Genomic DNA, 12,700 nt, shown 5'->3' on the forward strand with positions numbered 1-12,700 from the left:
ATCGCCTCGAATCATATTGATTCGTTGCGCAGCGGCTCCTGTGCTAGAATAAACACATTGCGTTTAAGGGTGATGGCTTAATCGCAACAAGGAGAGGAGGGAGAGACTATGTCGATTCGGTTTCGCTTATTGCTATCATTCACATCTGTGGTCATCGTCTCGGTGATGCTCTTCATGCTTGCGACTTATCTGTTGTCGGTTGCGGTAACGGGCGATTACAAGAGCGTTCGCAGCTTCTACACGATCCATTACTCGCTCCATCCGCTGTCTGACGAAGAAGAGAGCATCTTTCTCGAGTTAAAATATTTGGCCAAGAACGATCCGTCCAAGCTGACGGACCTGTCGCTCTTGAAGGATTATGACAGTCAGCTCAAAATGGTGCAGGCCGGCTTGCTCGTCCGCAAAGACGAAGAATTGCTGTACGAGACGCCCAACATGCAGGAGGCCGAATTCACGGCGTCGCTGCCGGACTACGAGATGGGCAACTATTCGATCCGCAATACGATGAACGTGGGAAGCCGCTTTTTTGCCTACGCGAAATTCGATTTCCATTACGATGCCGCAACCGACGAGAAGGGAAGCATCTTCGTCATTCGGGAACGAAGCCCGTTCGCGGAGATCGTCCGCAAGACGCTGCCCGTCTTGGTAGGCTTGTTCGCGCTTATTGTCCTGCTGACCGGAATCGTGCTCTACCGTTATGTCACGCGCAAAATCGTCCTGCCGCTCGAGCGGCTGCGCCAATCCGCCGAACGCATCAAGGAAGGCGACTTGACCCAAGAACTGCGGGCAAGCTCCAAGGATGAAGTCGGGCAGCTCGTATTGAGCTTCGACGAGATGAGACGCCAGCTACAGGCCTCGATCCAACTGGCGCTCCAATACGAGGAGAACCGCAAGCGGCTGCTGGCCAACATCTCGCACGATCTCAGGACGCCGATTACGACGATCAAAGGATATTCCGAAGGAATCCGGGACGGCGTCGCGCGAACGCCGGAGAAGCTGGACCAATATGCGCGCGCGATCCATACGCGGGCAGCCGACATGGAACGGCTGGTCGAGGAGCTGTTCTATTACTCGAAGCTCGACCTGCGCCAAGAACCGTTCACCTTTGCGGAAGCCGATGCGATCGCGCTGCTGCGCGGACTCATAGACGAGCATGCGATCGATTTCGAGCGGGAAGGCATTCAAGTGAACTGGTTGCCTCTGCCGGATGGGCCCGTTCCCGTCCTGGTCGACCGGGAGAAGCTGAAGCGCGTCGTCGGCAATCTGCTTTCCAACAGCATCAAATTCATGGTCCGCGAACCCAAGATCATAACGCTTGCGCTGCGCGTGAACGAAGCGGAAGAAACGTTCAATGTATCGATTGCCGATAATGGTCCGGGCATCAAGCAAGAAGCGCTGCCGCTCGTGTTCGACCGGTTCTACCGGGCCGACGATTCCCGGACGCCGACAGCCGGAGGAAGCGGATTGGGCCTGGCGATCGCCAAGCAAATCGTCGAAGGCCATCATGGGCGTATAACCGCGAAGAGCGAAGAAGGACATGGAACGGAGATTTGTTTTACGCTGCCAATCTTACAGAAACGCCGGTGATAAGAAGATGAAACGAATATTGATTATTGAAGACGATCCTTATATCGCCGAGCTGCAGAAGGACTACTTCGGGCTGCATGACATGGATGCGGATATCGTGCATGACGGCAACGCGGGACTTGATCGGGCGCTGAGCGGAGAATTCGACCTGATCATCCTTGACCTGCAGCTGCCTGGGGCGAACGGGTTCGACATCTGCAAGCAGGTGAGAGCGAAGCTCGACATTCCGGTGCTGATCGTATCGGCCAAGAACGAGGAAGTGGACAAGATTCGCGGATTCGGCCTAGGCGCCGATGATTTCGTAACCAAACCGTTCAGTCCGAGCGAGCTGGTCGCGCGGGCGAAGGCGCATCTGGCCAGATACGAGCGATACACGCGTGAACGGGGGCCAGAGAAGAAACCCGATTCGGAGGTGCTTCAGATCCGCGGGCTTGCCATCCATAAAGCCGCTTACCGCGTCTTCGTGCATGATCGCGAAGTGACGCTCACCGCGAAGGAGTTCGAGGTGCTGCTGTTCCTGTCGGAGCATCCGAACCGCGTGTTCAGCAAGGAAGAGCTGTTCGAACGTATATGGGGGCTGGAGTCCAGCGGCGAGATCGCGACGGTCGCCGTCCACATATCGAGGATTCGCGAGAAGATTGAAGAAGACCCGTCGAATCCGCAGTACATCGGAACGGTCTGGGGAGCGGGTTACCGTTTCACCATCTAACGAAATGGGAGTTCGAACATTGTTTCGTCTTCGTTTATAAAATGTTTAAACTTTCTTAGAAGCCGGTTTAAGGCCGTCCTTTATGATGAAGTTGTCAAAGGGAAACGCCAAAAACCGATAGCCGAGAGGAAGATAAATAATATGAAAAAGACGAACCAACAAGCTGCCAAAATCGCAATCGCGGTCCTGATCGGAGGAGGCGCATTGCTGCCATTCCATACGCAGGCGTCTGCCGCTACCGTGAATAGCACGTCAGTAACCATCCAGCAAGCGGTAGCGCAACTGGCTGAGCAAGGCATTCTGCAAGGCTCGGGTAACGGAGCATTGCATGCGGAACGCCAGCTGACGAATGCGGAATTCATCAAGATGGCCGTCCTCGCGCTTGGTCTTACGCCGGATATGGCAGCTGCCGAACGCCCGCAAGCCAAGTGGTACGACGCTTATGTGAGTGCCGCTCTTACAAGCGGATGGATTGCGCAAGACGCGAAGTTCGTAGCGAATCAACCGGCTGAGGGCAGCAACCTCGCTTCGATGATTGCCAAAGCGCTGCAGCGCGACGTGAAATCCGTGCAATACTGGATGACCGAACTTCAGATCGGCCAAGATAAATTAACGCGCGGCGAGGCAGCGCAACTGCTCGTTCTGGCGCAGCAAGCCGTCCGCAGCGAATCCGCGGCGATCGTGTCGGTGAAGGCGTTGAACAAAATTACGCTCGAAGTCACGTTCGATCGTCCGATGACGCTCGAAGACGAGACAACGGCAACGGCGCAGGCGAACTTCGTGCTGAGCAACGGATTGAAACTCGTCAACCAGCCAAGACTCAAGACGGGATCGATCGCAACCTATATCGTGCCTATCCAAACGATGAAAACAGGCGAGACGTTCTCGCTGACTTATAAAGGGAACCAAACGTTCAGCATTGCGTCCGGCGAAGAGTCCATCCGTCTGAAAAACGTTCAGCAGGTGACAAACGACACCTTCGAGGTCAGCTCCCTGCGTGAGGACGGCGTGATCGACTACGGCTACGTCATCTCGGCTTATGCGGGAGGCCGCGGGGCAAATGCGATCGTGCTGGAGGAAGACAACACGTATAACGGTCAACCGCTTCAGATCATCTCTTCCTTGGCGACTCGCCAAGCGGTTCTGACGCCGGAAGGCGGCCAGCCGATCACGGTGAACTACGTCGGCTTCACGCAATCGACGGACGGCAAGCAAGAACCGAAATTCCGTCTGCCAGCGGGCACGACGCTTCAATCCGGCGTGAAATATACGGTGACGTCCGACTGGTTCGTGCTTGAGAATAATACGTTTACTGCTGGCACGATCGAGCCGCTTACGATCGCATCCGCGGCGAATATCGACGGCGCTTCCATCTCGGTCTCGCTTACGGCGGACCCAGGCGATGAGCTGTTCGCCTACCGCTCGGTGAAATTGAAAGGCAGCGACGGATCGGAACTGACGGCTCAATACAGAGTGCAGACCCGCAAAGGGGAGACCGGTATTTTCGATCTTCAGAATGGCGGCAAACTGGCTGCCGGCGTAACGTATGAGGTCGTTCCAGTCGGAACGTGGGCGACGGCAAGCGCAGTTAAGTTTGATGTGAAATAACTGAATACGTGAATGTTTTATCTAAGCTTACCATTATAATGGTAGGCTTTTTTTTCGATTATATGCCGTAGCTTAGCTGCCTGCCGGTACCCAATAGCGAAGGCTTCACAATTCTTCCATAACTGATGTGATTGTGATCACCTCGTCCGCGCTCATCTTGCGTCATACTGAGATTAATTCTCAGTGAGGCAGGTGGCAGATCACAATGAACGCGAAGATGGATGAACAACGATTGAAATCCGCTTATGAAGCGGCGAACGAAAACATGCCGGTGCTTAAGCCTCCGCTTCAGCAGCTGCTGGAGGAACATAGTCCGCTCCGCATGCAGATGGATGACATATATCGAAGGGCGGATGAAATCGGCAAGGTTGAGGGCGCAAACGAAGCAGAGCAGTTCGCGGAACTGATGTTGATCGTGGAGGCATTCGATTCTCACCTGCTGCGCCATTCGGGCAAGGAAGAAGACCTGCTGTTCCCGATGATGGCCCGCTATATCGGACGGGATACCGGACCGATTGCCGTCATGGAATTCGAGCATGATCTCGCCAAGCAGCACCTTCGCACCTTCTTCGAGCGAAGCAGGGGGCTATCGGATGAAGCAGATGTATCCGAGATCCGGGAAGCTGCGGGATTCGCCGCCGAAGCGGTCGTTATATTAATGGAGCATTTTTGCAAGGAAGAACATGCGTTGTTCCCGATGGCCAATACGATGCTGACGGAAGAAGAGATCAAGCTGCTGACGGATGAGTTCGAACGAATCGATGCTGAAGGGGGAAACGGTATGAATAAGGTAATCGGAAGCGAGCAGCGAGTAGGGGATATCGTGTCCATATATACGCAGGCGAGCAATGTGTTCAAGGCTTATGGCATCGATTTCTGCTGTGGAGGGCAGCAGACCGTAGCTGAAGCGGCGAAGAAGAAACAGTTGCCGGAGGAAGAACTGCTGACGAAGCTGAACGAAGTATGTACGGCCATACGTCCCGCCTGGCCGCTGGATTGGCAGCAGGATGAACGTAAACTGGCCAAATTAGTTGCCCATATTACCGCGACGCATCATCAATTCTTGCGCGAGGAACTTCCCGTGCTGCGTGATTTCGTTAATAAGGTAGCAAGAGTGCACGGCGAAGAGCACCGGGAGCTGCTCCAATTGCAGCAGTTGTACCGTGAACTGGCAGACGAGCTGCTGGAGCATTTGAATAAAGAAGAACAACAGCTGTTCCCGGCGATCATCCGGGCGGAAGCGGAAGGTTCGGACGAGGCATTCACGCAGGCGCGGGCGTTGCTGGATACGCTTGAGGCCGAACATGAAGGAGCAGGAGAACTGTTGCAGCGCATGCGCGAGGTGACGGAGGACTATATACTGCCGGAAGGCGCTTGCAGGACGTACTCGCTGACATTCCGCAAGCTGGAGGAGCTGGAGGCCGATATGTTCACGCACATCCATCTGGAGAATTCGCTGTTGTTCCCCGCCTTGGAACAGCGATAATAACGCTATCGATTGGTAACTATTACATTGGTTCCGTTGGAGGAATCCTGGTCATTCTACTAAGGAAGAATGAAGCAGGAGGGGAAAGTTGTGACTACAACCGCATTAACGCAATTATTAGAAGAGAAGAATAAATGGAGAAACGCGCTGCAAACGATCAAGCAGCTGGGACCCGACAAGCTGAAGGTGATCCAGGCCACGCTGCCGGTCGTCAAAGAGCATGGCGAAGCAATTACGAGACGATTCTACCAAGGGTTGTTCGAGAAGCATCCGGAGCTCAAGAACATATTCAATATGTCGCATCAACGCTCGGGCCATCAGCCCAAAGCATTGGCAGATGCCGTCTACGGGGCGGCCGCCAACATTGAGGACATGTCGAAAATCATGCCGGTGCTCGAACGGATCGGCGAGAAGCATCGGAGTCTCCAAGTCAAGCCGGAGCATTATCCGATCGTCGGCGAACATTTGCTAGGGGCGATCAAAGACGTGCTCGGCGACGCGGCGACGGACGAAATTCTCGATGCATGGGCGGACGCCTACGATGTCATATCGGATGTATTCATCCGCATGGAAGACGCCATGTACCGGACGACGGAGAATCTGCCCGGCGGCTGGGCCGGGTTTAAGGATTTTGTCGTCGACAAGAAGGTAGCGGAGAGCGACGTCATCACTTCATTCTACCTGAAACCCGCGGACGGAAAGCCGCTCGTCGAGTTCCTGCCGGGTCAATATATTACGCTGAAGGCGGATATCCCCGGGGAAGAGCATACGCATTTGCGGCAATACAGCCTATCCGACCGTCCCGGCGAAAGCTACTACCGCATCAGCGTTAAGCGCGAAGATGCGCATGATGGCGATCCTGCAGGCGTGGTATCCACCTACTTGCATAGCAAGCTTCAAGAAGGGGATACGATCGCGATTACGGCGCCAGCCGGCGATTTCTACCTCGATGTGGCGGCCAACACGCCGGTCGTCCTCATTAGCGGCGGCGTAGGGATCACGCCATTGTTAAGCATGCTGAACACGATTGCAGCCGTCAATCCGACGCGAGAGGTCACAATGATCCAGGCTGCCCGGCACGGGAAGGTTCACGCGTTCGGGAAACATGTGAAGCAACTAGCCGACACCCATCCGTCGGTCAAGTCGTTCGTGATCTATCAGGAGCCCACGCAAGAGGATCAGGCTGCCAAATCCTATGATCAGGAAGGGCATATCACATCCGAATGGTTGAAGTCCGCGCTGACGCTTCAAGCGGATACGGACTACTACTTCTGCGGTCCGCGTTCCTTCATGCATGCGGTTCACAAACAGCTCAAGGAATTAGGCGTTCCCGCGAATCGCGTGCATTATGAATTCTTCGGGTCGTTCGGCAACATCGAGTAGCGCGCTGGGCAAGCCGGGTATAACGGTATAGAAGAAGCACTCCAGTAAGGGGATGGAAGACTCCCCTTCATTGGAGTGCTTTTTGGTCTTCGCGAATGGGTTAATGGGTCACTTGGATCACGTGATCCGCTAACTGCCTAAACAGCATGCCCGCTTCGGAAGAGGAATCGTATACGCCTGGCGCCGGTGCTTGATCGCCGGGTCGTTCTAACGGTAAACGGGTCAGAATGTTACATTGGAGCGCTTCCTGCAGCCGATTGCCGCCCTCATGCCCGAAAGCATGGATAGCGCCGTTGCAGCTTGGACATTGCATGTAAGCCATGTTCTCAACGATGCCGATCAGGTCATGGCCGGTGCGCTCCGTCATCGCGCCTGCCCGAAAAGCGACTTCCGCCGCGGTATCATGGGGCGTAGTCACGATAAGCTCCTTCATGGATCCGAGGAACTGATGCAGATCGAGCGGAATGTCGCCTGTGCCCGGAGGCAGGTCGAACAACAAATAATCAAGCGTTCCCCATTCGACGTCTTCCAGAAAAGTTCGGATAATCTTCCCCAGCATCGGACCTCTCATAATGACGGGCTGGTTATCCGTCCGCAGAAATCCTGACGAAATCCACTTCACTCCGAACCGTTCGATCGGGAAGATGCGATTCTCGTCCGAACGTGCTTCCGCCCGCATATTGATGAGGCTCGGGATACTGAAGCCGTAGATATCCGCGTCGATAAGACCGACGGACATGCCGCGTTCGGCAAGGGAAACGGCCAGATTCACGGCGACCGTCGATTTTCCCACCCCGCCTTTGCCGCTCACGATAGATAGATACTTCGGCTGCGTCTGGCTGCTGATAGATACCGCCTCCTCATGCGTAATGATCGCTATTCTTCCCAATATCAGGAGAACTACTCCCCGAATAGGCAACATGCATAAAAGTCGAATAACTCCAACATGGATAACCCATACTACTTGACGTAACTGGCAAGTTATGAAATTGGAGGGCGGATAAGATGAAAGAGGAAGCGGTGCAGCCGCCGGTGGTCTACCGGGGCTCCTTTCTGAGGAAGGCGCTTATCAACAGCCTCATTACAGCAATCGTTATATTCGTGTCCGTCTATCTGGGATCGGAGCAGTTTCATCATGTCGACCTGGCGTTAATCGGCTATCTGGTCGCGACGGTACTATGTCTGCTCTTCTTCACGATGCGGATTACGGCATGGTCGCTTCGTCCGCCTACGAGAAGACTTTGGCGGCAAGGGTTCGAGATGATGACGAGCGCCAAAGGGCTGAAGTTTTTATTCCACACGCTCGGCACGAACATCGGCACGCAGAAGTTTATCGTCAAGCGCTCCTGGTTCCGCGGAGCGCAGCATCTGCTTATATCTTGGGGAGTTTTGTTCTCGTTCGGCATTACATTCGCGCTCGTGTTGAACTGGATGCATTTCGAACTTGTCGCGCCTACGACCTACGAGGTCGTTATGTTCGGTATTCCTCTCTTCCGGATGGGAGTCGAATCCTGGCTTGCGATCGCGTTGTATCATGGGCTCAACTGGACGGGAATCGCCGTCATTGCGGGTTGCGCCATGGCGATGATCCGGCGAGTATACGAGAAGAACCGGCTTGTCGAACAGCGCGACGAGTACGATCTCTTCCCTCTCGTGCTGCTGATGGCGATCTCCATTACGGGTTCGCTGCTGACCGTCTCCGCGCTATGGATGGAAGGCGAGTTCTATTACGGCATTTCGTTGTCGCATGAGATCGTGGTCATCGTCTTCCTGCTCTATATGCCGTTCAGCAAGTTCTGGCATATCCCGCTCCGCTTCCTGGCGGTGGTAATTCCGGCCTACCATGGCTTAGCCGAGCAAAAGAAATGCGCGCGCTGCGGCGTGGAGTACGCCACTTCGATGCAGATCCAGGATGTGCAGACGGCGCTCTCCAAACGGGATCTGTCCGTACCGATCGAGCATACGCCGCTGCATATGTCCGATCTGTGCTCGCAATGCAGACGTATCTCCAATCGGTTGTCCGCGAGCAGAATGAAGGTGGGCCTCGCTCAAGCCGGCGTATGGGTACAGGGGAATGGACATAACGGGCTGACGGCCTTAAAGGAAGGAGAACCGCTCATTGAAACACATCCAGAACATTGATTACGCCATGCGGGAGTTCGACGCGATTACGCGCGAGGGCGAAGAACTGGTGGCGACGCACTGCGCATTCTGCGGCATGCAATGCGGCATGAATATTCGGTTCAAGCCGGACACCAAGGAAGTGCTCGGCGTCGAGCCCCGCTACGATTTCCCGATGAACGGGGGCAGGTTATGTCCCAAGGGCGTCTCGGCTTACAGGCAGGTGGAGCATGAGGAACGGCTGCTCTATCCGATGATCCGGCGCAATGGCAAGCTGGAGCGGGCGACTTGGGACGAGGCGCTGGATCTGGTGGCGTCCAAGATGCGGGAGATTCAACTGCAACACGGCAAGGATGCCTTCGGCATCTACAGCGGATCTTCCATGACGAACGAGAAGTGCTACGTGATGGGCAAGTTCGCTCGGATCGGCCTCGGGACCAAAAACATCGATTACAACGGCCGGTATTGCATGGCTGCTGCGGCAACCGGATTCAAGCAAAGCCTCGGGATGGACAGGGGGTCGACGAATCCGTGGTCGGACATCAAATTCGCCGACGTGCTGTTGATCGCCGGATCGAATACGGCGGAATGCCATCCGTTATCGATGCCATACGTCTGGGGGGCGAGAGACCGGGGAGCGAAGCTCATCGTGGTAGACCCTCGCGAGACGAAGACGGCGTTGGTCGCCGACTTGCATCTCGATCTTCGCCCGGGGACCGATATCGCGCTCGTCAACGGGATCATTCACGTGATGATCCGCGATAATCTGGTCGACCACGCCTTTATCGAAGCGCATACGAACGGGTACGAGGCGCTGAAGGAGACCGTCGCCGAATTCACCCCTTACCACGCCGAGATGATTACGGGGGTGGACCAACGCAAGATTGAACAAGCCGCCCATATGTTCGGCAAGGCTCGCGAGGGTATGGTCATGTTTGCCAGAGGGATCGAGCAGCACGCGACTGGCTCCGACAACGTCTCGAATTACGTGAACCTAAGTTTGCTGACGGGCAAAATCGGCCGCAAAGGATCTGGTGTCGCTACCTTTACCGGTCAGGGCAATGGTCAAGGCGGCCGCGAGCATGGTCAAAAGGCGGATCAGCTGCCAGGTTATCGGGTCATTACCGATCCAGCTGCAAGAGCGCATGTCGCGAAAGTATGGGGAGTCGACGAGAGCGAGATTCCGGGTCCCGGCATTTCTGCTTACGAGATGCTCAAATCGCTAGGGCAGGACATCAAGGGACTGCTCTTGATCTGCAGCAATCCGCTTGTGTCTGCGCCGAGCATCGGCGATATCGAGGAGCGGATGCGCAGTTTGGATTTCTTCGTCTGCATCGACATGTTTCTCTCTGAATCGGCCGAATTGGCGGATGTGGTCCTGCCGTCTACCGTATGGGTCGAGGATAACGGCACAACGACCAACATTGAAGGACGGGTCATCCGGATTAAGGGAATCGATCGGACGCCGGGGGAATCCAAGCGGGATTGGGAGATTATCGGCGAGATCGCCAAGCGGCTGGGCCGCGGCCAATATTTCGACTATGGCAGCCCGGAAGACATATTCAATGAGCTCCGCGAAGCGAGCAGAGGCGGCGTGGCCGATTATTACGGCATTACGTACGACAAGATTGACCGCATGGATGGCGTATTCTGGCCATGCCCAAGTCTTGAACATGAAGGGACGCCGCGACTGTTCGAGGACTTGAAATTCAAATTCCCGGATGGCAAAGCGAAGCTGCATGGTTTCACGCACACGGGGCCGAATGAGAAGGTGGACAAGGACTATCCGTTCATCCTGACGACCGGCCGCGTCGTCTACCATTACTTAAGCGGCAACCAGACTCGGCGGATCGAAGCGCTCCGCAAGCTATGTCCCGATCCGTACATCGAGATCCATCCGAATACCGCCGCTCAGCTCCATATCAAGAACGGCGAGTTTCTGAAGATATCAAGCCGAAGAGGATACATAACCGTCCCCGCCAAGATTACCAAGATTATCCGGCCCGACTCCCTCTTCGTTCCTTATCATTGGGGCAAGCAGCTCGGCATCAACCGATTAACGAACCCGGCTTTGGATCCGAAGTCCAAAATCCCGGAGTTCAAGGTCTGTGCCGTCCAAATCGAAAAAGCGGGTGAGGAGGATATCAAGCATGCCCAAAGTGCTCTATATTGATTTCGAACGCTGTATCGGCTGCCGCGCCTGCGTCATCGGCTGCGAGGAGTGCAGCGGTCACGACCATCTCTCGCGGATGTTCGTCGACGAATTGACGCCGGGCGAGACGGTGGCGACTTCGCCGACCCCTTGCATGCATTGCTACACGCCGCTGTGCGCGGAGTCTTGCCCGGTGCAGGCCATTCAAGTGATGGATGGCGTCGTCTTGTCGGCCTCCCATGAGAAATGCATCGGCTGCAAGAACTGCACCTATGCTTGTCCGTTCGGCATCCCTCGCGTCGACGAAGCGAAGAAACTGATGTACAAGTGCGACATGTGTTATGACCGGACATCGAAAGGCCGGCCGCCGATGTGCGTCAGCGTCTGTCCGACGGATACGATCCAGTATGTGGACGAAGAGGTCGTCAAGCTGAAGAACAGCAAGCCGGTTCAATATCAGTGGCAGTTCGGCGCGACGGAGATCGAGACAAGGACGGTCATCGGGCTACCGGATCTGGCCGGACATAAATATGGATATTATGATGCCGAGGAGAGCGATCCTTATGTGGGACAAACTTGAGAATTACTGGCGGGAAGTCACATTCAATATCAAACGGGACCGGGAACTGGTGCTTAATCGCAGGGGGTTCATTGCAGCGTCATTAACTTTGCTCGGAGGGTTGTTCCTCTCTTCCTTCCCGTTCACCATCAAAGCGATGCAGCGCAAGGAGGCCCCCGAGCAACGTATCGAGCCGCTGAAGATCGCGGAAGCGGAGGAGCTTGCGATCGGCGAGAGCAAGCTGTTTGCCTTCCCGACAGAAGAGGACGCCGCGATTCTGGTCCGGCTCTCGGAACGGGAATACAGATCGTACCAGATCAAATGCACGCATCTAGGCTGCCCGGTCTTTTGGGACAAGCCTTCCGAGCAATTGAAGTGCCCTTGCCATAACGGAATCTTCTCCGTTCTGGACGGCTCGGTCATTGCCGGTCCGCCGCCTCGTCCCTTAACGACGGTCAAACTTACCGTCAGACGCAGCGGCGTGTTCGCCGTCGGCCTCGTGAAGGGAGCCTGATACCAGGATGAGAATGGGATGGTGGGTGTTCATCTCGCTGATATCGGTCTCCATCATACTGATGCAGGAATTGCTCGAAGATTATGCGGCCGGCAGATCGGATATGTGGAGCTATGTCTGGGCGTTGGGCTTTATGCTGGTGCTTGGCATCGTTGCCTTTTGGTTTTTCACGCGTACCGACGAGGCCAAATGAATAGGAAGATAGGAGCGGTGCAAGTTGAGTAACTCGCTATATGAACAATTGGGCGGAGAGCAGGGCATGTCCCGGATCGTCCACGATTTTTACGATCGGGTCATTGCGGATAACGAAGTCAACCATTTCTTCAAGAATAGCGATATGGATAGGCAAAAACAGCATATGTCGCATTTTCTGGGAGCGGCCTTCGGTTCGGGAGAAGACTACGATGCTCGCTTGTTAACTGGCGCGCATGCCAAGCTTCAGGCCGGTCATGGGCACTTCGACAAGGTAGTCGAACATCTTAAGGATACCTTGCAGGAGCATCGGATCCCGCAACAAGCGCTCAACCAAGCGGTCGACCAAATCTCCGGGTATCGGCAGCATATCGTGCAGCATTAGCTAA

Annotated in this window: 12 protein-coding genes; 11 read left to right on the plus strand and 1 reads right to left on the minus strand. The window is 55.1% G+C overall.

Annotated elements, in window-relative coordinates:
• The first annotated feature begins 108 nt into the window (after window positions 1-108).
• The 5 genes from FHS18_RS14720 to hmpA all read left to right on the plus strand — a co-directional run bounded on the left by FHS18_RS14720 (window position 109) and on the right by hmpA (window position 6,773).
• Window positions 109-1,587 (plus strand): sensor histidine kinase, encoded by a 1,479-nt coding sequence (locus FHS18_RS14720; RefSeq protein WP_183600846.1) that lies wholly within the window; start codon window positions 109-111, stop codon window positions 1,585-1,587.
• A gap of 7 nt (window positions 1,588-1,594) precedes the next feature.
• Entirely contained in the window at window positions 1,595-2,296 is a 702-nt protein-coding gene (locus FHS18_RS14725) for a response regulator transcription factor (RefSeq protein ID WP_183600847.1), read from the plus strand.
• Between the two features lie 141 nt (window positions 2,297-2,437).
• Complete coding sequence (locus FHS18_RS14730; protein WP_183600848.1) at window positions 2,438-3,904, plus strand: S-layer homology domain-containing protein; 1,467 nt, start codon at window positions 2,438-2,440, stop codon at window positions 3,902-3,904.
• Between the two features lie 205 nt (window positions 3,905-4,109).
• Window positions 4,110-5,390, plus strand: coding sequence for an iron-sulfur cluster repair di-iron protein (gene ric, locus FHS18_RS14735; RefSeq protein ID WP_183600849.1), 1,281 nt, complete (start codon window positions 4,110-4,112; stop codon window positions 5,388-5,390).
• A 90-nt stretch (window positions 5,391-5,480) separates the two neighbouring features.
• Window positions 5,481-6,773 (plus strand): NO-inducible flavohemoprotein, encoded by a 1,293-nt coding sequence (gene hmpA, locus FHS18_RS14740; RefSeq protein ID WP_343060541.1) that lies wholly within the window; start codon window positions 5,481-5,483, stop codon window positions 6,771-6,773.
• A 100-nt stretch (window positions 6,774-6,873) separates the two neighbouring features.
• Here the strand turns inward: hmpA and FHS18_RS14745 are convergent, their stop codons facing one another.
• Window positions 6,874-7,662 carry an Mrp/NBP35 family ATP-binding protein gene (locus tag FHS18_RS14745; protein ID WP_183600851.1) on the minus strand — a complete coding sequence of 263 codons (789 nt, stop codon included), beginning with the start codon at window positions 7,660-7,662 and terminating at the stop codon, window positions 6,874-6,876.
• A gap of 116 nt (window positions 7,663-7,778) precedes the next feature.
• Here FHS18_RS14745 and FHS18_RS14750 point away from each other — a divergent pair, with 116 nt between their 5' ends.
• From FHS18_RS14750 to FHS18_RS14775, 6 genes are read left to right on the plus strand one after another with little or no spacing between them, the layout of a single operon-like run.
• Window positions 7,779-8,915 carry a hypothetical protein gene (locus FHS18_RS14750; protein ID WP_183600852.1) on the plus strand — a complete coding sequence of 379 codons (1,137 nt, stop codon included), beginning with the start codon at window positions 7,779-7,781 and terminating at the stop codon, window positions 8,913-8,915.
• Window positions 8,916-8,922: 7 nt separating this feature from the next.
• The gene (gene fdhF / locus FHS18_RS14755; protein WP_183601144.1) at window positions 8,923-11,067 is read left to right on the plus strand and encodes a formate dehydrogenase subunit alpha; all 2,145 of its coding nucleotides are present in this window, start codon (window positions 8,923-8,925) and stop codon (window positions 11,065-11,067) included.
• The gene (locus FHS18_RS14760; protein WP_183600853.1) at window positions 11,045-11,626 is read left to right on the plus strand and encodes a 4Fe-4S dicluster domain-containing protein; all 582 of its coding nucleotides are present in this window, start codon (window positions 11,045-11,047) and stop codon (window positions 11,624-11,626) included. Before fdhF ends, FHS18_RS14760 begins: the two co-directional genes overlap by 23 nt.
• On the plus strand, window positions 11,610-12,119 hold the full coding sequence (locus tag FHS18_RS14765; RefSeq protein ID WP_183600854.1) for a QcrA and Rieske domain-containing protein: 510 nt from the start codon (window positions 11,610-11,612) through the stop codon (window positions 12,117-12,119). The genes FHS18_RS14760 and FHS18_RS14765 overlap by 17 nt, the downstream gene beginning before the upstream one ends.
• A gap of 7 nt (window positions 12,120-12,126) precedes the next feature.
• Window positions 12,127-12,312, plus strand: coding sequence for a hypothetical protein (locus tag FHS18_RS14770; RefSeq protein WP_183600855.1), 186 nt, complete (start codon window positions 12,127-12,129; stop codon window positions 12,310-12,312).
• A 24-nt stretch (window positions 12,313-12,336) separates the two neighbouring features.
• A complete protein-coding gene (locus tag FHS18_RS14775; RefSeq protein WP_183600856.1) occupies window positions 12,337-12,696 on the plus strand; it encodes a group I truncated hemoglobin in 360 nt (119 codons plus the stop codon).
• Window positions 12,697-12,700 lie beyond the last annotated feature (4 nt).

It is taken from the genome of Paenibacillus phyllosphaerae (genome assembly GCF_014192105.1).
Lineage (GTDB): Bacteria > Bacillota > Bacilli > Paenibacillales > Paenibacillaceae > Paenibacillus_Z > Paenibacillus_Z phyllosphaerae.

Bases quoted from the DNA above. Each gene is read 5' to 3' on its own strand.
- FHS18_RS14720 (WP_183600846.1), top strand. From the start codon at position 109: ATGTCGATTCGGTTTCGCTTATTGCTATCATTCACATCTGTGGTCATC.
- FHS18_RS14725 (WP_183600847.1), top strand. From the start codon at position 1,595: ATGAAACGAATATTGATTATTGAAGACGATCCTTATATCGCCGAGCTG.
- FHS18_RS14730 (WP_183600848.1), top strand. From the start codon at position 2,438: ATGAAAAAGACGAACCAACAAGCTGCCAAAATCGCAATCGCGGTCCTG.
- ric (WP_183600849.1), top strand. From the start codon at position 4,110: ATGAACGCGAAGATGGATGAACAACGATTGAAATCCGCTTATGAAGCG.
- FHS18_RS14750 (WP_183600852.1), top strand. From the start codon at position 7,779: ATGAAAGAGGAAGCGGTGCAGCCGCCGGTGGTCTACCGGGGCTCCTTT.
- fdhF (WP_183601144.1), top strand. From the start codon at position 8,923: ATGCGGGAGTTCGACGCGATTACGCGCGAGGGCGAAGAACTGGTGGCG.
- FHS18_RS14760 (WP_183600853.1), top strand. From the start codon at position 11,045: ATGCCCAAAGTGCTCTATATTGATTTCGAACGCTGTATCGGCTGCCGC.
- FHS18_RS14765 (WP_183600854.1), top strand. From the start codon at position 11,610: ATGTGGGACAAACTTGAGAATTACTGGCGGGAAGTCACATTCAATATC.
- FHS18_RS14770 (WP_183600855.1), top strand. From the start codon at position 12,127: ATGAGAATGGGATGGTGGGTGTTCATCTCGCTGATATCGGTCTCCATC.